Annotated in this window: 23 protein-coding genes; 8 read left to right on the top strand and 15 right to left on the bottom strand. The window is 69.2% G+C overall.

The features are described from left to right. Window positions 1-8: 8 nt before the first annotated feature. From F3H32_RS10885 to surE, 3 genes are read right to left on the bottom strand one after another with little or no spacing between them, the layout of a single operon-like run. Window positions 9-1,184 carry a LysM peptidoglycan-binding domain-containing protein gene (locus tag F3H32_RS10885; protein ID WP_149765881.1) on the bottom strand — a complete coding sequence of 392 codons (1,176 nt, stop codon included), beginning with the start codon at window positions 1,182-1,184 and terminating at the stop codon, window positions 9-11. Between the two features lie 31 nt (window positions 1,185-1,215). Beyond that, the gene (locus tag F3H32_RS10880; RefSeq protein WP_115757039.1) at window positions 1,216-1,866 is read right to left on the bottom strand and encodes a protein-L-isoaspartate(D-aspartate) O-methyltransferase; all 651 of its coding nucleotides are present in this window, start codon (window positions 1,864-1,866) and stop codon (window positions 1,216-1,218) included. Between the two features lie 7 nt (window positions 1,867-1,873). After that, the gene (gene surE, locus F3H32_RS10875; RefSeq protein ID WP_149765880.1) at window positions 1,874-2,668 is read right to left on the bottom strand and encodes a 5'/3'-nucleotidase SurE; all 795 of its coding nucleotides are present in this window, start codon (window positions 2,666-2,668) and stop codon (window positions 1,874-1,876) included. 192 nt (window positions 2,669-2,860) lie between these two features. On the opposite strand from surE, the gene F3H32_RS10870 reads away from it, so the two are divergent. Continuing rightward, the gene (locus tag F3H32_RS10870) at window positions 2,861-3,784 is read left to right on the top strand and encodes a sulfite exporter TauE/SafE family protein (protein ID WP_149765879.1); all 924 of its coding nucleotides are present in this window, start codon (window positions 2,861-2,863) and stop codon (window positions 3,782-3,784) included. Continuing rightward, window positions 3,781-4,593, top strand: coding sequence for a TIGR02186 family protein (locus F3H32_RS10865; RefSeq protein WP_149765878.1), 813 nt, complete (start codon window positions 3,781-3,783; stop codon window positions 4,591-4,593). The genes F3H32_RS10870 and F3H32_RS10865 overlap by 4 nt, the downstream gene beginning before the upstream one ends. Here the strand turns inward: F3H32_RS10865 and F3H32_RS10860 are convergent. From F3H32_RS10860 to F3H32_RS10845, 4 genes are all read right to left on the bottom strand, one after another. Beyond that, complete coding sequence (locus F3H32_RS10860) at window positions 4,580-5,725, bottom strand: GNAT family N-acetyltransferase (RefSeq protein WP_223191417.1); 1,146 nt, start codon at window positions 5,723-5,725, stop codon at window positions 4,580-4,582. The two genes, F3H32_RS10865 and F3H32_RS10860, sit on opposite strands and share 14 nt — an antisense overlap. 32 nt (window positions 5,726-5,757) lie before the next feature. Further along, window positions 5,758-6,513: a glycerophosphodiester phosphodiesterase family protein gene (locus F3H32_RS10855; protein WP_149765876.1), complete on the bottom strand. Its 756-nt coding sequence runs from the start codon at window positions 6,511-6,513 to the stop codon at window positions 5,758-5,760. After that, entirely contained in the window at window positions 6,513-6,953 is a 441-nt protein-coding gene (locus F3H32_RS10850) for a RidA family protein (protein WP_149765875.1), read from the bottom strand. The genes F3H32_RS10855 and F3H32_RS10850 overlap by 1 nt, the downstream gene beginning before the upstream one ends. Before the next feature lie 116 nt (window positions 6,954-7,069). Beyond that, on the bottom strand, window positions 7,070-10,513 hold the full coding sequence (locus F3H32_RS10845) for a chromosome segregation SMC family protein (RefSeq protein ID WP_149765874.1): 3,444 nt from the start codon (window positions 10,511-10,513) through the stop codon (window positions 7,070-7,072). A 148-nt stretch (window positions 10,514-10,661) separates the two neighbouring features. On the opposite strand from F3H32_RS10845, the gene F3H32_RS10840 reads away from it, so the two are divergent. Then, window positions 10,662-11,015 (top strand): CidA/LrgA family protein, encoded by a 354-nt coding sequence (locus F3H32_RS10840; RefSeq protein WP_149765873.1) that lies wholly within the window; start codon window positions 10,662-10,664, stop codon window positions 11,013-11,015. Further along, window positions 11,012-11,728: an LrgB family protein gene (locus tag F3H32_RS10835; RefSeq protein WP_149765872.1), complete on the top strand. Its 717-nt coding sequence runs from the start codon at window positions 11,012-11,014 to the stop codon at window positions 11,726-11,728. The genes F3H32_RS10840 and F3H32_RS10835 overlap by 4 nt, the downstream gene beginning before the upstream one ends. A 292-nt stretch (window positions 11,729-12,020) precedes the next feature. On the opposite strand, the gene F3H32_RS10830 is transcribed toward F3H32_RS10835, so the two are convergent. The 6 genes from F3H32_RS10830 to F3H32_RS10805 form a co-directional block, all read right to left on the bottom strand. Then, on the bottom strand, window positions 12,021-12,341 hold the full coding sequence (locus F3H32_RS10830) for a DUF6280 family protein (protein WP_024842734.1): 321 nt from the start codon (window positions 12,339-12,341) through the stop codon (window positions 12,021-12,023). Window positions 12,342-12,847: 506 nt separating this feature from the next. Beyond that, a complete protein-coding gene (locus F3H32_RS10825; protein ID WP_149765871.1) occupies window positions 12,848-13,141 on the bottom strand; it encodes a hypothetical protein in 294 nt (97 codons plus the stop codon). A 36-nt stretch (window positions 13,142-13,177) separates the two neighbouring features. Beyond that, window positions 13,178-14,695 (bottom strand): tripartite tricarboxylate transporter permease, encoded by a 1,518-nt coding sequence (locus F3H32_RS10820; protein WP_149765870.1) that lies wholly within the window; start codon window positions 14,693-14,695, stop codon window positions 13,178-13,180. 3 nt (window positions 14,696-14,698) lie between these two features. Beyond that, window positions 14,699-15,193 (bottom strand): tripartite tricarboxylate transporter TctB family protein, encoded by a 495-nt coding sequence (locus F3H32_RS10815; protein ID WP_149765869.1) that lies wholly within the window; start codon window positions 15,191-15,193, stop codon window positions 14,699-14,701. Then, window positions 15,190-16,131 carry a Bug family tripartite tricarboxylate transporter substrate binding protein gene (locus F3H32_RS10810; protein ID WP_149765868.1) on the bottom strand — a complete coding sequence of 314 codons (942 nt, stop codon included), beginning with the start codon at window positions 16,129-16,131 and terminating at the stop codon, window positions 15,190-15,192. Before F3H32_RS10810 ends, F3H32_RS10815 begins: the two co-directional genes overlap by 4 nt. A 147-nt stretch (window positions 16,132-16,278) precedes the next feature. Then, window positions 16,279-17,358, bottom strand: a complete 1,080-nt coding sequence (locus tag F3H32_RS10805) for an ABC transporter substrate-binding protein (protein ID WP_188128646.1) — start codon at window positions 17,356-17,358, stop codon at window positions 16,279-16,281. A 78-nt stretch (window positions 17,359-17,436) separates the two neighbouring features. Here F3H32_RS10805 and F3H32_RS10800 point away from each other — a divergent pair, with 78 nt between their 5' ends. The 4 genes from F3H32_RS10800 (at window position 17,437) to F3H32_RS10785 (ending at window position 21,794) form a co-directional block, all read left to right on the top strand. Further along, a complete protein-coding gene (locus F3H32_RS10800; RefSeq protein WP_115756249.1) occupies window positions 17,437-18,108 on the top strand; it encodes a response regulator in 672 nt (223 codons plus the stop codon). Continuing rightward, window positions 18,105-19,535, top strand: coding sequence for a sensor histidine kinase (locus tag F3H32_RS10795; RefSeq protein ID WP_149765866.1), 1,431 nt, complete (start codon window positions 18,105-18,107; stop codon window positions 19,533-19,535). The genes F3H32_RS10800 and F3H32_RS10795 overlap by 4 nt, the downstream gene beginning before the upstream one ends. Window positions 19,536-19,666: 131 nt before the next feature. Next, window positions 19,667-20,758 carry a DUF475 domain-containing protein gene (locus F3H32_RS10790; protein ID WP_149765865.1) on the top strand — a complete coding sequence of 364 codons (1,092 nt, stop codon included), beginning with the start codon at window positions 19,667-19,669 and terminating at the stop codon, window positions 20,756-20,758. A 91-nt stretch (window positions 20,759-20,849) separates the two neighbouring features. Then, window positions 20,850-21,794: a hypothetical protein gene (locus tag F3H32_RS10785; RefSeq protein WP_149765864.1), complete on the top strand. Its 945-nt coding sequence runs from the start codon at window positions 20,850-20,852 to the stop codon at window positions 21,792-21,794. Between the two features lie 54 nt (window positions 21,795-21,848). Here the strand turns inward: F3H32_RS10785 and F3H32_RS10780 are convergent, their stop codons facing one another. Together F3H32_RS10780 and F3H32_RS10775 are read right to left on the bottom strand one after the other, a co-directional pair. Beyond that, complete coding sequence (locus F3H32_RS10780; protein WP_149765863.1) at window positions 21,849-23,933, bottom strand: NAD-dependent epimerase/dehydratase family protein; 2,085 nt, start codon at window positions 23,931-23,933, stop codon at window positions 21,849-21,851. Between the two features lie 9 nt (window positions 23,934-23,942). Next, a complete protein-coding gene (locus tag F3H32_RS10775; RefSeq protein WP_149765862.1) occupies window positions 23,943-24,905 on the bottom strand; it encodes a glycosyltransferase in 963 nt (320 codons plus the stop codon). Window positions 24,906-24,941 lie beyond the last annotated feature (36 nt).

Raw genomic sequence — 24,941 nt, 5'->3', positions numbered from 1 at the left:
GGGGCCGGCTAGTTCAGGTATTTCTCGGGATCGACGCTTTCGAATCCGTTGCGCACCTCGAAATGCACCACGCCCTGGCTTCGGGTCTTGCCCAGCGCCGTGCCGGCGCTGACCGCCTGACCCTTGGTTACGGCGACATCCTGAAGGCCGGCATAGACCGTCATCAGGTTGCCATCGTGCCGGATGACGATGATCGGCACTTGGTCGGTGTCGCGCGTGATCGCCGCGACCGTGCCGCTGCCTGCGGCCGAAACAGTGCTGCCGGGCGCGGCAGCGATGTCGATGCCGTCGTTCTTGCCCTTTTGATAGGTGCGGATGATGGCGCCGCTGGCGGGCATGCGGAACTTGCCGTTGCCGGACGCGGCCGTCCGGGTCTTGCCCAGGTCCGGCCCGGCCGGTTTGTTCACCGGGCTGGCGGCCGGCTGGGTCCGCTCTTTCGGCAGGGGTTCGGCCGAAGAGGGCGGGGTCGGCGTGGGACTGCCCACGCCCGGCGCGGTGACGGCCGCCGCCCCGGCGCGGGCCTGTCCGGCGACGGGTATCAGCAGGCGCTGGCCGGTGCGAAGGGTCATCTCTGGCGTCAACCCGTTCCACTGCGCCAGGTCGCCCACCGAGACATTGTATTTGCGGGCGATGGACCAGGCGGTCTCGCCTGCCGCGACGACATGCTGCCGCGGCTGGCTGGCGGCGGGCAGGGTGGTGCTGGTCACGGCCCCTGCGCCCGCGGACGTGCCTGCCGGCGACTGCGCCGGTTGCCTGACGCCCTGGCCGGCAAAGGGGTCGCTGACCTGCCCGGTCGAAGACGGGACCGGCGCCGTCGCCGCACCTGCCGCGACACGGCGCGGCAGGGCGACCACCGCGCCGGGGTTCAGCACGGTATTGGCCGCGATGGCGTTGTATTGCGCCAGTTCCGCCGCGTTCAGCCCCAGCCGGGCGGCGATGGTGGCGACGGTATCGCCCTGCCGCGCGATGGCCACCTGGTAGCCGGGATAGGAAATCACCCCGCGCTGATCGGGGGCCGGGCGGGGCTGGGCGCGCGCCGCCGCTGCCGCCGTTTCCAGCCCGCCGCCGCCCCAGCGGCGCAGGTCGGGATCGAAATTGCTGAAATCCAGGCCGCCCTGCGGCCCGCAGGACGCCAAGGCCGCCGCAGTCGCGGCGAAAAGCGCCAACCGCCTGATCGTGATCATCTGCCCGTTCCTCACTCTGGACGGCCGGGGGTCATGTCTGTCCCAACCCCTCGACCAGCGGCACGAAACGCACCTGCCGCAATTCGTCATATTCAAAGCCGTCTTCGCCACGCCGCACGCGGATCAGGGTCTGGACCGCATCCGACTGTCCGACCGGCACCACCATGATACCTCCGATCTTCAACTGCGCCAAGAGCGGGCCCGGCGGATCCTCGGCCGCCGCCGTCACCATGATGCGATCAAAGGGCGCCTGTTCGGGCAGCCCCCGCGATCCGTCGGCCACCAGCGGGGTGATATTCGGCAGGCCCAGGTCGCGAAACAGCGTCTCGGCCTCGGCCACCAGGCGGCGGTGGCGGTCGATGGTATAGACCCGGCGGCACAAAAGCGACAGCACCGCGGCCTGGTAGCCCGAGCCGGTGCCGATCTCCAGCACCTTGTCGCGCGGCCCGACCTCCAGCGCCTGGGTCATCAGCCCCACGACCGAGGGCTGGCTGATGGTCTGGCCGCAGGGAATGGGCAGCGGCGTATCGTCATAGGCGCGATCCTCGAAATGGCCGCGCACGAACTCGCCGCGGTCGATGCGCTCCATCGCCTCAAGCACCCGCGGATCGGTGACCCCGCGCTGCCGCAGCGCGAACAGGAAGCGCATCTTGCGTTCGGCAGTTTCGGGATCGTCGCCCATCGGTCTCTCAGCCCTCCTCCAGGACGCCGCGCAGCTCGGCCAGGGTCTTGTGGCAGGTCAGGTCCGGCCGCATCGGCGTCAATGAGATATAGTCGCGCATATTCGCGTCCACGTCACTGTCGGGCGTGGCCTCGGCGGTCTGCGAACCGCCCAGCACCCACAGGAACCGCCGGCCGTTCGGGGCGTGATAGGGCTCGACCTCGAAGCGCACGCCCTGGCGGCGGCCTTGGGCCGCGACCCGCGTGCCCTTGACCGAGGCCGCGTCGCAGGGCGGGAAGTTGATGTTGTAGAACAGCCGGAAATCCTCGTCCGAGGTCCAGTCGCCGTAATCCAGCAATTGACGGATCAGCCGCGGCCCGTGCAGGCGCGCCGCCTGGAACGGATCGTCCAGCGCCGCAGTGCGGCTGCCCATGTATTGCGACAGGGCGATGGCCGGCAGGCCCTGCAACGCCGCCTCCATCGCGCCGCCGACGGTGCCGGAATACATCACGTTCTCGCCCGAGTTGTTGCCGCGGTTCACCCCCGACAGCACCAGGTCGGGCGGGTTGTCCCGCATCACGTCGGCGATGGCGGCCAGCACGCAGTCGGCCGGCGTGCCCTCGGCCGCAAAGCGGCGCGGCGCCAGTTCGGCGATCAGGGTCGGGTGGACATAGCTGATGCAATGCGCAACCCCCGATTGCTCGAATGCGGGGGCGACGGTCCAGACCTCGCCGCCCGGCCCGGCGACCTCGGTCGCGATGGCTTCCAGCGCCTCCAGCCCCGGAGCATTGATGCCGTCGTCATTGGTAATCAGAATGCGCATGATCTTCCCTGTCCGGCCGGCCGCGGCGCGGCGCCTGCCCCGCAGCCGCGCGCGCCAGGCCGGTATCTGCCTGTCGCATCATGCTTATCCGCGCTACAGCCTTGCGGCAACCCGCTGGACGGGCGACGGAAGCGTTTGACGCCGGAACGCTGCCGGGGCAGCATCGGGGCAAGGCAAGGGGCCGGGCAGGACATGCAGATCTATCTTCCCATCGCCGAAGTGGCGGTCAATGCGCTGGTGCTGATCGGCCTTGGCGGGATCGTCGGGCTGATGTCGGGCCTGTTCGGCGTGGGCGGCGGCTTCCTGATCACGCCCTTGCTGTTCTTCATCGGCATCCCGCCGGCGATCGCGGTGGCGACCGGCGCCAACCAGGTCGTCGCCTCGTCGGTGTCCGGCGTGCTGGCGCATGTCAAGCGCAAGACCGTGGATTTCCGCATGGGCTGGGTGCTGCTGGCCGGGGGCCTGGTCGGGTCATCCGCCGGGGTGCTGCTGTTCAACCTGTTGTCGCGGCTGGGCCAGGTCGATCTGGTCGTGCAACTATGCTATGTGGTGTTTCTGGGCCTGATCGGCGCGATGATGCTGCAAGAAAGCCTGGGTGCGCTGCGCCGCGCGCGCCGCAGCGGGCCGGTCAAGCCGATGCGGCGCCACCAGCACGGCTGGGTGCATCGCTGGCCGTGGAAGATGAAGTTCCGCGCCTCGGGGCTTTACATCAGCGCCATCCCGGTGCTGCTGGTCGGCGCCGCCGTGGGGGTGCTGGGCGCGATCATGGGGGTCGGCGGCGGCTTCATCATGGTGCCGGCGATGATCTATCTGCTGGGCATGCCGACCAAGGTGGTCATCGGCACCTCGCTGTTCCAGATCACCTTCCTGTCGGCCTATACCACGCTGATGCACGCCGTGTCCTCGAACACGGTGGACGTGATGCTGGCGGTGCTGCTGATCGTCGGCGGCGTGACCGGGGCGCAGATCGGCACCCATCTGGGCGCGCGGCTGCGGGCCGAGCAGTTGCGCATCCTGCTGGCGCTTCTGGTGCTGGCGGTCTGCGGCAAGCTGGCGCTGGACCTGTTCCTGCGCCCGGACGAGCTTTATTCGATCACGCCGGGGGTCTTGCGGTGATCCGGGGGGCGCTGTTCCTGCTGGCGGCCCTGGTCCTGCCGGGCCTGCCCCTTCATGCCCAGGCCGCGCCGGACCCTGCCCCTGCCCCTGCCCCACCGGCAGAGCAGATCGTCGCGGGCCTGTCGCGAGAGGATGTCGAAATCACCACCAGCTTCGACGGCTCGGAAATCATCATCTACGGCGCCATCAAGCGCGAGACCGCGATCCCCCCCGACGAGGCGCTGGACGTGATCGTCACCCTGGAGGGGCCGGCCCAGGCCCTGACCGTGCGCCACAAGGAACGCCGCGCCGGCATCTGGATCAACACCAGCCAGGTCAGCATCGGCGCGGCCCCCAGCTTCTATGTGGTGGCCACCACCCGGCCGCTATACCTGATCCTGACGCCGGCGCAGGATCAAAGCCACCGCATCTCGATCCCGCTGGCGATGCGGGCCTTTGCCGGGCCGATGGAGGTCGAGGACGCGGTGCCCTATACCGAGGCGCTGATCCGCCTGCGCCAGGCCAACGGCTTCTATCGCCAGGACGAAGGCGCGGTGCGGCTGGCCGAACAGACGCTGTTTCGCGCCGATGTCCGCCTGCCCGCCAACCTGGTCGAGGGCGTCTACAGCACCCGCATCTTCCTGTTGCGCCAGGGGCGGATCATCGACACCTTTCGCGCGCCCATCGACGTGCGCAAGGTCGGGCTGGAGCGTTGGCTTTATCGCCTGGCGCTGGAGCAGCCCTTTATCTACGGCATCATGTCGCTGGCGATCGCGGTGGCGGCGGGCTGGGGCGCCTCGGCCGCGTTTCGGCTGATCAGGCGTCCCTAAGGCCGCCGCGCCGGAACGGGCCCAGTTCGGCCAGGATCGCCATCTCCTCGCCCACCGCCTCGCGCTCGCGGTCCAGGTAATCGGCCACGGCATGGTGAAAGCCCGGCTCGGCCAGCCAATGCAGCGAATGGGTCCGGGCGGGCATATAGCCGCGCGCCAGCTTGTGTTCGCCCTGGGCCCCGGCCTCGACGCGGGACAGGCCATGGGCGATGGCCCAGTCGATGGCCTGGTGATAGCACAGTTCGAAATGCAGGAACGGGTGGTCCTCGGTGCAGCCCCAATAGCGGCCGTAAAGCGCGTCCCGCCCGATCAGGTTCAGCGCCCCGGCGACGGGCTGGCCGTCGCGTTCGGCCAGGACCAGCAGGCAGTCGTCGCGCATGGTATGGTGCAGGATCTCGAAGAAGGCGCGGGTCAGATAGGGCCGGCCCCATTTGCGCCCGCCGGTATCCTGGTAAAAGGTCCAGAAGGCGTCCCAATGCTCGGGCAGGATCTGGTCGCCGGTCAGGCTGCGGATGCTGCCACCGAAAGCCTGCGCGCGGTCGCGTTCCTTGCGGATCGCCTTGCGCTTGCGCGAGGATAGTTGGGCCAGGAAATCGTCGAACGTGGCATAGCCCTGGTTCAGCCAATGGAACTGTTCGCTGGCGCGGGGCAGGAAGCCCGCCTCCTCACCCAGCCCCGCTTCTTCCTCGGTGCAGAAGGTGACATGGGCGCCCGACAGGCCCGATTGCCGCGCGATCTGGGCCATGGCCGCCAGCAACCCGCGCCGCACCGCCGGGTCGGGCGCGATCAGCCGCGGCCCGGTGACGGGGGTAAAGGGCACCGCGCATTGCAGCTTGGGGTAATAGCGCCCGCCCGCCCGCGCGTAAGCCTGTGCCCAGCCATGGTCAAAGATGTATTCGCCCTGGCTGTCGGTCTTGAGATAGCAGGGCGCGACCCCCGCCACCTGCCCGTCCAGCCGCGCGACCAGGTGGCTGGGATGCCAACCCGTCCCCTCGCCGACCGAGCCCGATTGCTCCAGCGCCGCCAGGAAGCGATGGGTGGTAAAAGGGTTGGCGCCCGCCCCGCAGCCGTCCCATTCGGCGGCATGGATCCCGGAAATCGCAGGCAGGACGGAAACGGCAAGCTCGCTCATGGCGGGAAACATAGGCGCGGGCGCGGCGATTGTCAGGGCCTGGCGGGCAGGTAGTGTTCGAATGTGATGTTGTCGGCGATGCGCCGCGCCTCGGCCTCCTGCTCGGCCGAGCGCACGGTCCAGCACAGGACCGGCACGTCCCGCGCCTTCAGCGCCGCCACCGCCGGATTGGCCAGGTCGCGGCGGTCATGAGAGATGAAGCTGGCCCCCACCCGGTCGAAATCGGCAATCGCCGCCAGATGCGCGCGGGTCTGGGCGTCCAGCATGTCCCAATCCGCGGCATCATAGCCGCAGGTGGTCAACCCCACCGTCACCCCCGGCGCGGCGGCATGGAAGGCCGCGACCGCATGGGGGTTGAAGGACATGACCGCGACCGGCCCGCCATAGCCGGCAAGCAGCCGCGCCACCTCGGCCTGCAAATCGCCGACCTGGTCCGTGCCGCGCAGGCTTTGGTCCTTGATCTCGATCAGCAGCGACACCCGGCCCGCGACCTCGGCCAGCAGGTCGGCCAGCGTCGGGATGGGTTCATCCGTGTCCAGGATGCGCAGTTGCGACAGCGCGTCGATGCTTAGCGCACTGACCAGCCCCTGGGCCCCGGTCAGCCGCGGCAGGTCGTCGTCGTGAAAGACCAGCGCCGTGCCGTCCGCCGCGCGCTGGATGTCGCATTCGATGCCGTAGCCCGCGGCGATGGCGGCGCGGAACGCCGCCATGCTGTTTTCCGGCACGCCCGGCCCATGCAACCCGCGATGGGCGATGGGCTGGCGCAGGAAATCGGGATGCAGACCCATCAGGCGAACTCGAAGATCGCCTCGACCTCGACCGCGACGCCGCGCGGCAGGGCCGCGGCCGAAACGGCGGCGCGGGCATGGCGGCCCTTGTCGGCAAAGACCTCGACCATCAGGTCCGAACAGCCGTTGATGACCTCGGGCTGGTCGGTAAATTCGGGGGTCGAGTTGACAAAGCCGGTCAGCTTGACCACCCGCGCCACCCGGTCCAGCGACCCCAGCGCCGCCCGCGCCTGCGCCAAAAGCGCCAGCCCGCAGGCGCGCGCCGCCTCGGCCCCTTCCTCGACCGCCAGGTCGGCGCCCAGCCGCCCCTTGGCCGGGCTGATCTGGCCCGAAACGAACAGCAGGTTGCCGGTCATCACATAGGGCACGTAATTCGCCGCCGGTGCCGGTGCGTCGGGCAGCGTGATCCCCAGTTCCGCCAGTTTCGTCTCGATGGACATGCTTTTCTCCTGTCTGTCGATGAAGGTGCGCAAAATCGCTCGGCGGGGATAGTTGCGCCCGACGCCCCGGCCTGCAACCCCTATCCGCGCGCCCACCCGGACCATCGGGCGGGTTTTCAGGCGACCAGCGCCTCGGCCCGCTTCAGGTCCACGCTGACCAGCTGGCTGACGCCCTGTTCCACCATGGTCACGCCGAACAGCCGGTCCATGCGCGCCATGGTGACGGCGTGGTGCGTGATCACAAGAAAGCGCGTCTCGGTCCGCCGCGTCATCTCGTCCATCAGATCGCAGAAGCGGGTGACGTTGGCGTCGTCCAGCGGCGCGTCCACCTCGTCCAGCACGCAGATCGGCGCGGGATTGGCCAGGAAGACCGCAAAGATCAGCGCCAGCGCCGTCAACGTCTGCTCGCCCCCCGACAGCAGGCTGAGCGTCGAGAGCTTTTTCCCCGGCGGCTGGCACATGATCTCCAGCCCTGCCTCCAGCGGGTCGTCAGCTTCGACCAGCACCAGCCGCGCCTCTCCGCCGCCGAAAAGATGCGTGAACAGCGTGGTGAAATTGGCGTTTACCGTGTCAAAGGCCGCCAGCAGCCGCTCGCGCCCCTCGCGGTTCAGGCTGCCGATGCCCTGGCGCAGCTTGCGGATCGCCTCGGTCAGGTCTTCCTTTTCGGTCGCCAGCCGGTCGCGCTCGGTCTCCAACTCGCGCTTGTCCTCGTCGGCGCGCAGGTTCACCGCGCCCAAGGCGTCGCGTTGCTGGCGCAGCCGGGCGATCTGGTCCTCCAGCGCCTCGGCGGCGATCTCCTCGACCTCGCCCAGGGATGCCAGCAGCGCCTCGGGCGTGGCGTCCAATTCTTCGTGGATGCGCAGGCGGGCGGCGGCTTCAGCCTGGATCGCGGCCTCGGCGCGGGCCTCGCGGGCGGCGCGGGTCTCGCGCGCGTCGGATGCGGCGCGCTCGGCCTCGCGCTCGGCCTCGGCGGCGATGCGCAGCGCCTGGTCGGCGGCGGACAGCGCCTCGCGGGCGCGGGCCAGGCGGGCGCGCGCCTGCGCCTCGGCCTCGGTCAGGACGTCGCGGCGCTCGGCCAGGATCTCGGGCTGGGCCTCGGCTTCCTCCAGGTCGGCGGCGGCTTCGTCGCGGCGGGCGGCCAGTTCGGCGGCGCGGGTGCCGGCCTGGTCCAGCCGCAGCCGCCAGCCGGAGTCCTCCTTGGCGATCTCTTGCAGGCGCTTGATCCGCGCATTGGCCTCGCGCCGCAATTCGTCCAGCCCGCTGCGCCGGGTCATGGTGGCGATGCGCGCCGCCTCGACGCCCATGCGGGCATGGTCCAGCGCCGCCGCCACCGCGCCGCGGTCGGGCAGTTCGGCCAGCGCCCGCTCGGCCTCGGCCAGCCGGGCGCGGGCGTCCAGCGCATCCTCGCGATGCCGGGTCAGTTCGGCGCGGGCGGATTCGGCGCGGCTTTGCGCCATGGCCAGTTCGGATTCGGCGCGGGTCACGGCGCGCACGGCGTCCGACAGCCCGCGCTCGGCCTCGCGCCTGGCATCGCGGGCGCGCTTCTCGGCCTCGGTCGCGGCCAGGTGGCGGTCGCGCAGCGCCTGATGCGCGGCCTGCGCATCCTCGGCGCGGGCCTGCGCCGTCCCGGCCTGTTCGGCCAGTTCGGCCAGTTGGTTGACCTTTTGCAGATGCAGCGCGGCCGAGGACGCGGCCTCGCCCGCCATCACCCGCATACCGTCCCAGCGGAACAGGTCGCCCGCCCGCGTGACCAGCCGCTGGCCGGGGGCAAGAGCGGACTGCATCGCCGCGCCCATGGCCGCATCCGCGACCAGCCCGACCTGCGACAGCCGCCGGGCCAGCGCCGCGGGGCCATCGACATGCGGCGCCAGGGCTTCGGCGCCCTCGGGCAGCGGCTGCGGTGCGTCATAGCCGGGCAGCAGATGCCAACCCGAGCCGTCATCGGCCAGCCCGACGCCCAGATCGTCGCCCAGCGCCGCACCAAAGGCCGTTTCATATCCCCGCGCGACCCGCACCAGGTCCAGGATCGAATCACCGCCCTGCCCACGTTCCACCAGCCGCTTCAGCGCCGCCATCTCGGCATTCAGCGCCGAGACCTCACCCTCGGCCTCGGCCCGTGCCGCACGGGCCGCGGATTCCTCGGCCTCAAGCGCGGCGCGGGCTTCCTCGGCCCCGGCCAGCGATTCTTCGGCGGATTCGACGCGGTCGCGGGCTTCCTCCTGCGCTTCTTCGGCGGCGGCGCGGGCCGCATCGGCCTCAACGCCGGTATCGGTGGCGCGGGCGGCTGCCGCCTCGGCCTCGGCCGCAGCGCGGGTGGCGCGCTCCTGCATCTGGCGCAGGTCGTGGACCAGCCGCTCGGCGGATTGGTGGCGCGCGGCAAGCCGGGCGGATTCGTCGGTCAGCTCGGCCAGCTTGGCCTCGACCTCTCGCAGGGCCTCGGCGGCCTCTGCGGCGGCATTGCCGGCGGCGTCCAGCCGGTCCTCATGGCCCTGCCCGGCCTTGTCCAGCTCGCGCCTTTCCCATTCCAGCCGCGCAATCACCTCGCCCGCGTCGCGGTTCAGCGCCGATTCCCGCTCGATGTCGCGGTCAAGCTGGGCGATGCGCGCCAGCAGGGTCTGGATGGCCTGGCCGGCGCGGGCCTCGGCCTCGTCCAGCGCCTCGCGTTCGACGGTGGCGCGGGACAAGATGGCACTCGCGACCTGTTCCTCTTCGCGCAGGGGGGGCAGCTTCGCCTCGGCCGCCTCGCGCGCGGCGATGGCGCGGCGGGCCTGGGTCTCGGCCTCGGCAGCGGCGCGGATCGCGGCGCGCAGGGCCTCGGCCGCCCCTGCCTTGGCCTGGTCGGCCTCGGCCCAGCGGCGATAGAGCAGCACCCCTTCGGCCCGGCGCAGCGCCGCGCCGATCTCGCGATAGCGGGCGGCGGCGCGGGCCTGCCGCGCCAGGCTGGCGGCCTGCGTGGATAGCTGGTCCAGCGTGTCGTCCACCCGCGTCAGGTTCGCCTCGGCCGCGTTCAGCCGCAACTCGGCCTCGTGCCGGCGCTGGTAAAGGCCGGAAATCCCCGCCGCCTCCTCCAACACCCGCCGGCGCGCCTTGGGCTTGGCGTTGATGAGTTCGGAAATCTGCCCCTGCCGCACCAGCGCCGGCGAATGCGCCCCGGTCGAGGCATCCGCGAACAGCATCTGCACGTCGCGCGCCCGCACCTCCTTGCCGTTGATGCGATAGGCGGAACCGGCGTCGCGGGTGATGCGGCGGGTGATGTCCAGCGCGTCGGCGTCGTTCATGCCGGCGGGGGCAAGGCGGTCCTTGTTGTCGATGGTCAGCGTGACCTCGGCATGGGCACGGGCGGAACGGCGCGCGGTGCCGGCAAAGATCACGTCCTCCATCCCGTCGCCGCGCATGGCGGTGGGCCGGTTTTCGCCCATGACCCAGCGCAAAGCCTCCAGCAGGTTCGACTTGCCGCAGCCATTGGGGCCGACCACGCCGGTCAGCCCCTCGCGGATGACCAGGTCGGTCGGATCCACGAAGCTTTTGAAGCCGTTGAGACGCAGGCGGTCAAAGCGCAAGACAGGGGTCCACGGGGTCGTTGCAATGCCCGGATTCTTTGCCATCCGCGGCCCCGAGTCAATACAAACCCCAAGATATGGCGGGGGTGGTCCGCTTATCCACAAGATTAAGCTTCTCTGCCGGAAATGCGGTGCTAAGCTTTGCGGTATGATTCCCGCGCTTGCCATCATTCTGGTCTTTCAACTGGTGGGCGAGGTTGCCACCCGCGGCCTTGGCCTGGTGCTGCCCGGCCCGGTGCTGGGGCTGATGCTGCTGGTGCTGTCCTGCGCGCTGCGCCCGGCATTGGCCCAGATGCTGCGCCCGGTCGTCGCCGGCATCCTGGGCCATCTGTCGCTGTTCTTCGTCCCCGCCGGGGTGGGCGTCGTCGCGCATCTGGGCCAGTTTCGCAGCGACGGGCTGGCGGTAGCCTTGGCGCTGACCGTCTCAACCGCGCTGGCCATCGCGGCGGGGGCGCTGGTGTTCCGCGCGGTGCTGCGCTGGACGGGCGGGTCCGAGGAATGACCGACGCCGCGCTGATCTGGAGCTATCTGACCCAAGGCCCGCTTTTGTGGCTGACGGCGACGCTGATCGCCTATTGGCTGGGCGACAGCTTCTTTCGCGCCATGGGCCGGCAAAGCTGGGCCAATCCGGTGCTGTGCGCGGTGATCCTGCTGGCCTGCGTGCTAGGGCTGACCGGCACCAGCTACCAGACCTATTTCGAGGGCGCGCAATTCGTGCATTTCATGCTGGGCCCGGCCACGGTGGCGCTGGGAATGCCGCTTTACGACAACCTGCACCGGGTCAAGCGGGCGGCGCTGCCGCTGGTGGCGGCGCTGGTCGCGGGTTCGGTGACGGCGGTGGTCTCGGCCCTGGCCATCGGCAAGGCTTTCGGCCTTAGCGAGGTGATGCTGGCCAGCCTGGCGCCGAAATCGACGACCGCCCCCGTCGCCATCGGCATTGCCGAGGGGCTGGGCGGCGAGCCCACGATCACCGCCGTCCTGGTGCTGGTGACGGGCATCTTCGGCGCCATCATCGCCACGCCGCTGCTGAATGCGCTGGGGATCCGCGACTGGCGGGCGCGCGGCTTTTCGCTGGGCGTGGCCGCGCATGGCATCGGCACGGCGCGCGCCTTTCAGGTGAACGAGACCGCGGGTGCATTCGCGGGCATCGGCATGGGGCTGAACGCGGTGCTGACCTCGGTGATAGCGCCGCTGACGCTGCGGCTGTTTGGATAAGGGGCAAGGCCATCCCATTGCCGCCGGCTGGGGGCTATATTCGCTTCATGATTGACCGCAGGGTCACGAAGCTTCGCAGCGCGAATGCGGCGGGCGATCAAGCGTCTTCAGCGCGACCCTTGGCTGCTGGCAAGCGCGGGTGCCGGCCCTCATGATCGGCGGCATCGTGGCTGTTGTCGGGCTGCTGATGGGAATGTGATCGTCCACCCGCCCTGCCGGGCAGGCATTCCATCGGATTTGAACGAAAAAGGCCGCCCCGCGGGACGGCCCAGCCAATGCGCGAGGCCGGCGCTTATGCCGCGTCGGCTTCCTCGGCGGCGTGGCGGCGTTCGCTTTCCTCGCGCGACAGCGCGACCGAGGTGCGCACGCCCTTGGCCACGAATTCCATCAGCCCCTTGACCACCCGCTCGTTCGGGTCGATGCCGGCGCAGGACAGCACCTCGCGCCCATCGCGCGAGCGGGCCCAGCGGGCGATCTGATCGGGCCCGTTGCCATATTTCTTGTCATCGGCGATCGCATCGTCCAGCGCAGCCAGCACAACGGCCGCAAACAGCTTGCGGGCCCGCTGTCCCTGTTCGAAATTGAAAGCCGAGCCATCCACGAAATCGCGCATCATCATTATCCTGTTTTTCTTGCGGTGCCACCGCCCCTTGACCAAGGCCAAGGCTGCTGCATCTTCTGCCTCCAGGCGGCATTGGCCAGCTTAGCCGATCCCTGCCGTGATTCGGTATGCCTCCTACCGCATGACCGCCATGCACCACATGCAAGTCGTGGCAGATAAGCGTGATAGCCGCCAAAAGCAACGATCTTGCGACATACGGAAATTCGCAGGCACCCTTGACAACGCACAAATCGCCTTTCGGTTGCCCCAGGGCACGGCAACCGATATAGGGTCGCGCCAGCGGCGTTCAACCCTTTGGTCCGGCGGAATTATGCCGGGATTTTCATTGATCTGTCGCAGATGCATCCCGCCGCACATCATCCGGCGCGGCGGCGGGCCTTATCTGCCATGCGCCGCCGAACGCCAGGGGCGGCTGCGACGACGCGCCGCTGCCCAGCGGACAAACGCAAGCGCCGAAACGCGGCAAGGGCGTTCCGGCGCGGCGGCACTAGGCGATGTCAAAGATGGATGGCGGCGAATTTCGTCGCGTCGATGCCCAGGCGACGCAGGTCGCTGGCGGCGGGCCGGCGGTGCGCTTCGGCCGCCGAAGCGACTGCGATCGCAGCCCGCAGGGTCGAAAGAGCCGAAGCGATGGAATGGAAAGCGCGGTGCATTTTTCTGCCTGTCTTCAAGGGTTCATCGAGAAGTTCGATGACAGACAGATGGGGTCTGCCCGCCCCCGGCACAACGCAGATAAAGGCAAGGCCGCCATGACGCCGGGACATGGCACCCGACCATGGCGTGCCGGACATGGCGGCGCCCGACCCGTTGCCGGGCCGGGCGGGCGGTCAGTCCTCTTCGCCGGCCAGTTGGCTCAGCATCTCGCCCTTGCCGCGGGCGCGCAGGATCAGCGGCACGATCAGCGCCAGGGCCGCGATGGCCAGCAGGGTGGCGGCAATGGGCGATTGCACCAGCGTGGTCCAGTCGCCCTGGCTGATGGCCAGCGCCCGGCGCAACTGCTGTTCGGCCATCGGGCCAAGGATCAGGCCGACCACGATGGGCGCGATCGGATAGCCGAACAGCCGCATCACATAGCCCAGCACGCCAAAGCCCAGAAGCATCCCCAGTTCGAAGCTGGAGGGGTTGGCGCCGATGGTGCCCAGCGTCGCGAACAGCAGGATGCCGGCGTAAAGCCAGGGCTTCGGCACCGTCAGCAGCTTTACCCACAGCCCGATCAGCGGCAGGTTCAGCACCAGAAGCATGGCGTTCGCGATCAGCAGGCTGGCGATCAGCCCCCAGACCAGGGTGGGGTTGGTGGCGAACAGCAAGGGGCCGGGTTGCAGGCCGAATTGCTGGAACCCCGCCAGCATGATCGCCGCCGTGGCCGAGGTCGGCAGGCCCAGCGTCAAGAGCGGCACCAGCGTGCCGGCGGCGCTGGCATTGTTCGCGGCCTCGGGGCCGGCGACACCCTCAATGGCGCCGTCGCCGAATTCCTCGGGGTGCCTGGTCAGCCGTTTTTCGGTGGCATAGGATAGGAAGGTGCCGATCTCGGCCCCGCCGGCCGGCATGGCGCCGATGGGAAAGCCGATGACCGTGCCGCGCAGCCAGGGCTTCCAGGATCGCGCCCAGTCGCGGCGGCTCATCCAGACGGAACCCTTGACGGCCGTCACCTCGTCCTCGGCTTGGTCGCGCTGGCCGGCGATGAACAGCGCCTCGCCCAGGGCGAACATGGCGACGGCCATGGTCGTCACCTCGATCCCGTCCAGCAGTTCGGGCACGCCAAAGGACAGCCGCGCCTGGCCGGTCAACTGGTCGATGCCGACGCAGGCCAGGGCCAGGCCCAGGAACAGCGAGGTCAGCCCACGCAGCGCCGAATCGCCGAATGCGGCCGAGACGGTGACGAAGGCCAGCACCATCAGCGCGAAATATTCGCGCGGGCCAAAGACCAGCGCCACCTTGACGATCCATGGCGCCAGGAAAGCCAAAAGCAGCGTCGCGATCAGCCCGGCGATGAAGGACCCGATGGCGGCGGTGGCCAGCGCCGGCCCGCCGCGGCCCTTGCGGGCCATCTTGTTGCCCTCCAGCGCGGTGATGATCGAGGCGCTTTCGCCCGGCGTGTTCAGCAGGATCGACGTGGTCGAGCCGCCATACATGCCGCCGTAATAGATGCCCGCGAACATGATGAGCGAACCGGCCGGGTCCAGCCGATAGGTCACGGGCAGCAAAAGCGCCACGGTCAGCGCCGGGCCGATGCCGGGCAGCACGCCGACCGCGGTGCCCAGCGTCACGCCGATCAGCGCATAAAGCAGCATCATCGGGTCGGCGGCGGTGCCAAGCCCCTGAAGCAGGAAGTCGAATGCGCTCATGGTTCAGCCCCGCGGAAAGACCAGATGCTCAAGCGGCCCGGCAGGCAGGTGCAGCATCAGGAGTTGCGAAAAGACCGCCCAGACCGCGAAGGCAAAGACGATGCCGATGGGGATGGTCATCGCCAGGTTGCGCTTGCCGAATGCCCGCGCCGTAAAGGCGAAAAGGATGCCCGTGGCGATGGAAAAGCCTGTGAGATGCAGCAGCACCAGTTGCAGCGCCAGGCCCGCGACGATCCACAGCACCGGCGGGATGTTCTGCGCCGGGCGCTGGGGAAAATCGCCGCGCAGCGCCTCGATGGCGGTCCATACGGCCAGGCCGATCAGCGCAAAGCCCACGACGCGCGGCACGCTGGCGGGGCCCACGCCGGAATAGCCGCCCAGATCGGCCAGCCGCGCGCTGTCCCACAGCATCACCGCCCCGGCCACGAGCAGCCCCGCCGCGATGGCCAGCGCCGCCATATCCCGGCGGCGCTGCGGTTCATGGCGATTGCCGCTCATTTCACCAGACCGATGTCCTTGAGGATCGCTTCGGTCGCGGAAATGTCCTTTTCAAGCTGGGCGTCAAATTCGGGACCGGCCAGCCAGGTATCCATCCAGCCCTTGTCGGCCAGTTGCTTTTGCCAGTTTTCCGATTTCGCCATCTTCTCGATATCGGCCGTGACCTTGGCCTTCTGTTCGTCCGACAGGCCCGGCGCGGCCGCGACCATGCGCCAGTTTTCCAGCGTCACGTCCAGCCCGGCCTCTTGCAGGGTCGGCGCATCGACGCCCTCCAGCCGCTCGGGCGAGGACACGGCCAAAAGGCGCAGGGTGCCGGCCTGGATCTGGGCCTCGAACTCGCCCAGCGAGGAAATGCCGGCCGTCACCTGGTTGCCCAGGATCGCCGCCAGCGCCTCGCCGCCGCCGGAATAGGCGATGTAGTTGATCTTGGTCGGATCGACGCCGGCCGCCTTGGCGATCAGGCCCACGGCGATATGGTCGGTGCCCCCGGCCGAGCCGCCGGCCCAGCTGACCGCGCCGGGATCGGCTTTCAGCGCCTCGACCAGCCCCTGGATGTCCTGGATGGACGAGGCGGCGGGAACCACGATCGCCTCGTATTCGCCGGTCAGCCGGGCGATGGGGGTCACGTCTTTCAGCGAGACGGGCGAATTGTTGGTCAGGATGGCGCCGACCATGACATAGCCGCCGACGATCAGCGCGTCGGGGTTGCCGTTGTTCTGGCTGGCGAATTGCGCCAGGCCGATGGTGCCGCCGGCGCCGGGCACGTTCTGGACCTGGGCCGATTTCGAAATGCCTTCCTCTTGCATCACCGTCTGCATGGTGCGGGCGGTCTGGTCCCAGCCGCCGCCCGGATTGGCCGGGGCGATGATGGTGTAATCGGCCATGGCCGGGACCGCGACGGCCCCCGCGAACAGGCTGGCAAGAACGAATTGCTTCATGGTCTTCCTCCGCATCGGCCGGACGCATGCGCGCCGGTCCCGTTATCCGTTGTCTGGCTTCGGCCCGCATCTCTCCCGGAATGCGGGCACCCTCCGGGTTCCTTGCAGCATAGAAAGCTGTCATGGACCTGACATCGCGGCGAAAAACTATTCGCCGGCCAGCGCCTTGTTCCAGCGCGCCAGCAGCCTGGCCCGCGTTGCGCGGTCCAGATAGGCCAGAAGGCCGGGGCTGACCGGCACCGGCTTCAGCCGCAGCCCGGCCAGGTCCTGCATGCCGCCCGCCGGGCCGGGCTGGCCCGCGACCTCCAGGCTGACGGCCGACAGCCGCAGGGTGCGCGACAAAAGGCCCTGCCCCTCGGGCGACATCAGGAAGGCCAGGAAATCCGCCCCCAGCCCCGGCTGGCGCGCCGCCATCGGCACCAGCCCCACGCGCGAGACGACCACGGTGAAATCGCGCGGCAGGATCACCCCCAGGTCGGGATGCCGCCGCGCCCAGTCCGAGGCGTAAGAGCCAAGCAGGTTGTAGCCCACCGCCAGCCGCCCGTCGGCGATCCGCTCCAGCAACTCGGCCGAGGTGGGGAATTGCTGCACCCCCGCCCGGCCCATCGCCTGCACCACCGACCAGATGCCGGGATAAAGCTCTTGGTCGCGGGCCAGGAACAGGTAGCCCACGCCGGAACGCGCCACGTCATAGGTGCCGATCCGCCCCTGCGCCTGGGCCGGGTGTTCGGCCATCCAGCGCATCAGGTCGGCGCGGGTGGCGGGCGGCGGGTGATCGGCAAAGCTGGGCTTGTGATAGGCAAAGACGGCGGGTTCAAAGGTCAGCGCATAGGCGGTGTCGCGCCAGTTCGCCCAGCCGGGCCAGCCGGGGGTGTCCGGGGTCTGGACCGGGCGGGCGAAGCCGTCATTCGCCAGCTTGACCTGCAAATCCATGGCCGAGGAAAAGGCGAAATCCGCCGTGCCGCCGCCCGCCTGCGTCTCGGCCACGATGCGGTCGTGCAGTTCGGTCGTCAGCAGGTTTTCATAGCGCACCGCCACGTCGGGGTTGCGGCTTTGGAACGCCGCGATCAGCGGCGCCGCCAGATCGTCGTCGAGCGAGGAATAGACCGTCAATTCCCGCCCCTTGCCGGCCGGGGCGGAAAACAGCGTCATCTGCGCCGATGCCGCACCGGCCAACAGCAAAAGCGCGGCGGCAAGGACGGGCAAAGGGCGGAAAAACGGGCGCATGATGGGCAAGCTTGCCAAAGCGGCGGCCCGTTCACAAGTCCGCGCCGCCCCGCTAGGTTGCTGATAAGGGAGAGAACCATGCGCATTTTGCTTGCCGAGGACAATCTGTCGCTGGCCGAGGGGCTGGTCGCATTGCTGCGGCAATCGGGCTATGCGGTGGACGTGGTCCATGACGGCGCCTCGGCCGAGGCGCTGGCGGCGGCGGAAAGCTTTGACCTGGTGATCCTGGACCTGAACCTGCCGCAGATGGACGGGATCGAGGTGCTGCGCGCCATGCGGGCGCGGCGCAACCCGGCGGCGGTGATGATCCTGACCGCGCGCGGCGCCCCCGAAGAGCGGGTGCGCGGCCTGGACCTGGGCGCCGACGACTATCTGATCAAGCCCTTCGACATCGGCGAGTTCGAGGCCCGCATCCGTTCGCTGCTGCGCCGCCAGGCGGGCTTGCGCAATTCCACCGTCAGCTTCGGCGACCTGGTGCTGGACCAGACGGCGCGCAGCTTTTTGCTGGCGGGCCAGCCGCTGGACCTGCCGGCGCGGGAACGCGGCCTGCTGGAACTGCTGATCATGCGCGCCGGCAAGGTGGTAGCGCGCGACAGCATCGTGCAATCCCTGACCTCGCTTGAGGACGACCTGTCGGCCAACGCGATCGAGCAATATGTCAGCCGGCTGCGCAAGCGGCTGGCGCCGGCCGGTCTGACGGTCAGGACGGCGCGGGGCATCGGCTATTTCCTTGACCGGGCGCAGCCGTGATCCGGCGGCCGTTTTCCCTGCGCCGCCGGCTTTTGGGCTGGCTGCTCATGGGAACGCTGGCGCTGGGGGCGGCGGCCCTGGCCGACACCTGGCGCGAGGCGGTGCGCATGGCCAATGCGCTGGCCGACCGGGTGCTGGCCGGCTCGGCGCTGGTGATCGCGGAACGCGCCTCGCTGGACGAGGACGGGCGGATCGCCATCGAGATCCCCTATGGCGCGCTGGAGATGCTGAGTTCGGCCGCGCAGGACCGGGTCTTTTATCGCGTGGACGGCCCGCCGGGCCATATCGTCACCGGCTATGGCGACCTGCCGATGGCGCCGGCGCGGCCGGGCGGCGGGCCAGCCTATGCCGACGACCTGTTCCGGGGCGAGGCGGTGCGGGTCGCCAGCCTGGCCCGCGCCGCCTCGACCGGCATCGACGAGGTGCCCTTTGTCGTGACCGTGGCCGAAACGACCAACGCCCGGCGCGAACTGACGCGGGCGATCCTGATGCGCTCGGCCCTGCGGCTGGCGCTGATGATCGCGGGCGCGGCGCTGATCGTCTGGATCGCGGTCACGCTGTCCTTGCGCCCGCTTTACCGGCTGGGCGATGAAATCGCCGCCCGCAGCCCCGGCGACCTGAGCCCGATCAGGACGCCCGTGCCGTCCGAGGTTCGCGGACTGGTCGGCACGGTCAACGGCTTCATGCGGCGGCTGGAAACGGCGCTGGACGGGATGCGCAACTTTACCGGCAATGCCGGGCACCAGTTGCGCACGCCGCTGGCGGTGGTGCGCACCCAACTGGCGCTGGCGGCGCGGGCCGCGACCCTGCCCCAGGCCCAGGCCGCCGCGGCCAAGGGCGACGCCGCCGTGGCCCATGCCGAGCGCATCCTGGCCCAGCTTTTGCTGCTGGCCCAGGTCGATGCCGCCGAAGGGGGCGCGGGCGCCGGTCCGCTGGACCTGGCCGCATGGGCGCGCGACCTGACGGCCGAGCATATTCCCGCCGCGGCCGAAGCCGGCATCGACCTGGGATTCGAGGGCAAGGGCCCGCTGCTGGTCCGGGCCGAGCCGCTGCTTCTGGGCGAGGCGCTGAGCAACCTGATCTCGAACGCGCTGCTTCATGCAGGGCGGGCCGCGGTGGTGACGGTGCGGGTCCTGCCCCAGGGCCGGGATGCGGTGCTGGAGGTCGAGGATAACGGCCCCGGCATCCCCGCCCCCGCGCGCGCCGGCGCCGTGCGCCGTTTCCGGCGCGGCGAGGCGGCGGCGCCGGGCATGGGCCTGGGCCTGCCCGTCGCGCAGGAAATCGCCGGGCTGTTTGGCGGGACCCTGACCCTGGCCGAGGGCGGAGGCGGGCGCGGGCTGCGGGCGCGCATCAGCCTGCCGGTCATATCCAAGGCGGCAACCGCGCAAGAAAACGACGCAATCGACATGAAACCCTTGCAATCGTGATGCGGCTTCGCCATTTTCGCCAAGTCCGCTTGCGGACGCAGTTTGATGGCCGGGCCCCTCTGGCGGACGTGGCGGCACGTTCGTGATGTCGGCATCGATCTTTGACCAGCCGCCTGGAATCTTGTTCTGACATGCAGCAAGGAAACAACCCGCCCTTGGGGGGCTCGACGAGTGGAACCCATCGTCCCACCCTGCACTATTTCAAGTGGTCCTTTATCGTCACCGCGCTTGGCCTTGCCCTGGGCGCGGCGCTGGGATGGCAGACCACCGGCACCATCAGCGGCACGCTGACGGTCTTTTTCATCTGCGCCGTGCTTGCGGTGCTGGAAATCTCGCTGTCCTTCGACAACGCCATCGTCAATGCCAACAAGCTGAAAGAGATGACCCCCAAGTGGCAGCGCCGCTTTCTGACCTGGGGCATCCTGATCGCGGTCTTCGGCATGCGAATCGTCTTTCCGCTGCTGATCGTGGTCATCGCCGCGAATATCGGCCCCTGGCAGGCGATGGTGATGGCCGCAAGCCAGCCCGATGAATATTCGCGCATCATGCATGACGCGCATCTGCCCATCGCGGCATTCGGCGGTACCTTCCTGATGATGGTCGGGCTAAGCTTCTTTTTCGACCACGAAAAGGACGTCCACTGGGTGCGCTGGCTGGAAGACCGGATGCAGCGCTATGCCACCATCCGCGGCATCGAGGTCGCGGTGGTCCTGGTCACGGTGCTGATCTTTTCCCGCTTCCTGGGCGGGGCCGAAGCGCAGATCTTCTTCCAGTCGGCGATCTGGGGCCTTCTGACCTTTCTGCTGGTCGAGGTGCTGGGCGGCCTGCTGGACAGTTCGCAGCAGACCTTGCAGGCCGGGGCCAAGGGCGGCATCGGCGCCTTTCTTTACCTGGAAGTGCTGGACGCGTCCTTCAGCTTCGACGGCGTGATCGGGGCCTTTGCCCTGACCCACAACCTGTTCGTCATCGCCATCGGCCTGGGCATCGGCGCGATGTATGTGCGTTCCATGACCATCATGCTGGTCGAGCGCGGGACGCTGGCCGAATACCGTTTCCTGGAACATGGCGCCTTCTATGCCATCATCGCGCTGTCGGTGATCATGTTCGTGCAGCCGCTGGTCCATATCCCCGAGGTCATCACCGGCCTGGGCGGCGCGACGCTGATCGGCATCTCGCTCTGGTCCTCGATCCGCTGGAACCGCAAGTACCACGCCCGCGCATAAGTCGGGGCAAAAGCGATGCGGAACGGCCGCTGCCTTTCGGGGCGGCGGCCTTTTTGCTATTCCTGTTCCAAGGTCCGGGATGGGGATGAAGATGCGTTACCTGCTTGCCCTGCTGGTGGTGGCCGTCGTGGCGGCACTGTTTTATTGGCGCCATGCGCAAGGAACCGCGCCCGACGACGGCGCCGATGTGCAGGCGCTTTACCAGGGCGGCCGGGCGCTGCCGCAAGGGCCGCTGCGGGTCTATCACCTGGGCCACAGCCTGGTCGGCCGGGACATGCCGGCCATGCTGGCGCAACTGGCCGGGGCCGGGCATGACTATGCTCTGCAACTGGGCTGGGGCACCGCACTGCGCGAGCATTTCCAGGGGCGCGATGCGATCAACGGCTTTGACCAGGAAAACGCCACCCCCCGCCATCGCGAGGCCCATGAGGCGCTGTCCAGCGGCGATTACGACGCCTTCGTCATGACCGAGATGGTGCGGCTTCAGGACGCCATCCAATACAAGGAAAGCCCGCTTTACGCCGGAAAATGGGCGGCAAAGGCGGCGCAGGCCAATCCCGGCGGGCAGATCTTTCTTTATGAAAGCTGGCATGCGCTGGACGACCAGCCGGACTGGCTGTCGCGCCTGCCCCAGGATCTGGAAACCCTGTGGAAGCCCGGCCTGCTTTGGCCCGCCGCACGCGCCGCGGGCAAGCCAGTCTGGCTGATCCCCGCCGGGCAGGTCATGGCCCGGCTGGTGGCCGAGGCCGAGGCCAGGGGCGGCATTGCCGAACTGGCATCGCGCGAGGACCTGTTTGCCCGCAACCCGGACGGTTCGCTGGACCCCATCCATCCCAACGACCTGGGCGCCTATCTGGTGGCGCTGACCCATTACGCGGTGCTTTACGGCCAATCCCCGGTCGGTCTGCCGCATGCGCTGATGCGCGCCGATGGCAGCCCCGCCGATGCGCCTTCGCCGGAGCTGGCGCGGCGCATGCAGGAACTGGTCTGGGAGGTGGTCAGCACCCAGCCCCTGACCGGGCTGGCGCCGCCGTAAAGGGCGAAGCCGGCGTTCTTGCAAACCCGGTGCTGCCCGCGCGGGGCGGTCCGTTCACCAGAACAGATGCGCTTCGTCGATGGCGCGGCGCCAAAACGCGTCGCGGTCGGCCTCGGGCGTCCAGCCCAGCAGGCGCTTGGGCTTGGCATTGTCGAAACGCGACAGATGCCCGCGCGACTTCCAATCGGCCAGCGAGGCGGGCGCGGCGCCCTTGCGGCGCAGGGCGTGGCGCTTGAGCCCCTGTTTGACCGCATCCGCCGCCCAAAGCGCGGTCAGGTTCGAGCCGCTGACCCGGATCCGCGCCCCGCGGCGGCGATAGATGGCCGCGAAATAGTCGCGCCCCGAAAACATCGGCTCGCCGATCAGGTTGAAGCTTTCGCCAAGCGCCTCGTCCCGCTCCATCATCGCGATCAGCCCGTCCGAGACGTCGCAGGCCAGCACGAAGGGCAGGATGTTGCGGCCATTGCCCCACAGCCGCACCGCGCCCGCGCCATGCCAGCGGCCGATGCCCCAATGCTGCAACGGCCCGCCGTCGCCCAGCACGATGCCGGGCCGGGCGATCACCAGCCGCAACCCCTGCGTCTGCATGGCGACCAGCCGCCGCTCGCCCTCGGCCTTGGACCGGGCATAGATGTTGCGGCTGTCCATCTGGCCGAAATCGCTGGCCTCGGTGATGGTGCGGGCCGGGTCGGACATGTCATAGGATGCGATGGTGCCGGTATGGACCAGCCGCCCGATGCCGGCGCGGATCGCGGCGCGGCCGATGCGCTCGGTCGTGGCCACGTCGTTTTCCAGCGCCGCCTGCCAGCTTTTGTCGGTGGATTTCGCCAGGTTGAAGACGCAATCCATGCCCTGCATGGCCGCGGCCAGCCCGTCCTCGTCGCGCAGCGACACGCCCAGCGTCTCGACATGGTCGGCGATGTCGGAAAAGGGGCCGTTGCGGCCACGCGACAGCACGCGCACGTCATGGCCGCGCTGGACCAGCCGCCGGGTCAGGTTGCGGCCGATGAAGCCGGTGCCGCCGATCACCATGACCCGCGGCTGCGGCGTGCCCGCGGGCCGGGCCGGAACCGGCGGCAGGACGGGCAGGCAGGCCAGCGCATCCTTGATCCCCTGCATCACCGCGCGGGCCGAGCCTGGGGCAAAGCGCGGATCGGGCCGGCCGGCGCGGATGCCATCGTAGAAACCCGCGACGGTGGCGCGGAAGCTAAGCCCATAGGGGCTTTTCTGGTTCAGCGAGGCGGCCTGGCGCAGGGCATTGCGCAGCCCTTCGCGCAGATGCGCCCCGGCGCGGGACAATTCCTTGACCAGCGGGTTCAGCACCAGGTCGGCGGTATTGTCGCGGCTGACCACCAGCGCATCCGCCGCATAGTCCAGCCGCGCCATGCCGGACGAACCCCGCAGCGTGACCGAGCGGTCGTCAAAGGTTTCGACCAGCGACAGGGCGATGGTCACATCCACCTTGCCGGCGCGGGCCAGGATACGCCAGCTTTGCGGCCGCCGCTCGCCGCCGGGCAGGGTGATCCATTGGCCCAGGCTGACATGCTCGATCTCAAGCGGGCCGAACAGGTCCGCGGCCAGGGAAAACGGATGCGGGCCAAGCTCCAGCAGCAGGTTCTGCGTCTGCCGCAGCATCCACAGCCCGTAAGGACCCGAGCGCAGCGGCACCAAGGGCAGCGCCCAATTGACCTGCACACTGGAGACCACGCCCAGATCGCCCGCTTGCACCGCCCGCTTCAGCCTTTCATAGCCCGGCAGGCCCAGGAAGTTGTGGCAGGCGCCAAGCTGGCGGCCGGCGGCCTGGGCCGCGGCCTCCATCTCGTCGAGCTCGGCCACCGACAGCGCCACCGGCTTTTCCACCAGCACATGCAGGCCGGCGTTCAGGCATCGCACCGCCAGGTCGCGATGCAGATCCGGCGGCGCCAGGATATGCACCACGTCGCAAACGCCCGCGGCGATCATCTGGTCCAGGTCGGCAAAGGCAGCAACGCCGTGGCTGGAGGCCAGCGCCTCGGCCGCGTCGATAGCGGGGTCGCAGATCGCCACCAGCCGCGCGCCCGGCGCGGCCTTGATCGCGTCGGCATGCCATGACGCGATATAGCCGGCCCCCAAAAGGGCGACGCGCAGGTCCGATGTCATGGCAAGCTCCTATTTATACTCGATAATATGCATGGCGTCGCCCCGGCGGCGGCGACGGAAATATGTCAGCATCCCCCAAAGGTTGGGGATCTTGGCCAGCGTCAGCAACCCCGCCTGCCGCGCAGCCAGCGGCTGGCCCCGCAGCCCGCGCCAGGTTTTCCAGAACGACAGCGCGTAAAGCCCCAGCACCGCCAGCGACAGCCAGGGGCTGGTGAAAAGCCCCAGCAGGAAAAGCAGCGGCAGCACCAGCCCATAGGCCCAGACCCGCAGCTTTTCGCGGCGGAAATGCGGCGGATGCAGGGCGCCCACCTGCGCGAATCCGTGGCCGTTGCGGATGCTGCGCTGCCACCATTGGTCGAAACGGGTCATGTCGGCGTCGTGGCGGGTCATCGGCACCGGCAGGCGCATCAGCGTCCAGCCGGCCTTGCCGAGCCGCAGGCAGAATTCGTCATCCTCGGCGGCAATCACGGTCGGGTCGAAGCCGCCGATCTGGCGAAACGCCGCGGCGCGCACCATCATGTCGCCGCCGCAGGTGGTGATCGGCCCGGCCGGGCGGTGCCAGTCCACCTGGCACATCTGGTTGTAGACGGTGGCCGTGGGGTGGATCTCGGACCGCCAGCCCGTCACCAGGCCCAGGCCGGGATCGGCCTGCATGGCGGCGATGCCGGCTTCCAGCCAGCCCGGCTGGACCCGGCAATCGCCATCGACGAATTGCACCAGGTCCAGCCCGCCACCGGCCAGCAGCGCCTGAAAGCCGGCATTGCGGGCGCGGGCGGCCGTAAAGGGAACCGACGGGTCAAGTTCCACCACCGCGACGCCAAGGCCGCGGGCAAACTCTACGCTGTCGTCGCGCGAGCCGCTGTCGACATAGACCACCCGGTCGCAAAGCGGCACCAGCGAGCGCAGGCAGGCTTTCAGCCGCTCGCCCTCGTTGCGGCCGATGGCGACGGCGCCCAGCGTCGGACGGGTCATGATTCCCTCGTGTTGATCCGGCCGGGAAACCCTAGC

The organism is Paracoccus thiocyanatus (genome assembly GCF_900156255.1).
In the GTDB taxonomy this organism is placed as follows: domain Bacteria; phylum Pseudomonadota; class Alphaproteobacteria; order Rhodobacterales; family Rhodobacteraceae; genus Paracoccus; species Paracoccus thiocyanatus.
The sequence above is the reverse complement of the archived record's forward strand: the minus strand, read 5'-3'. Positions and strand labels throughout refer to the sequence as shown.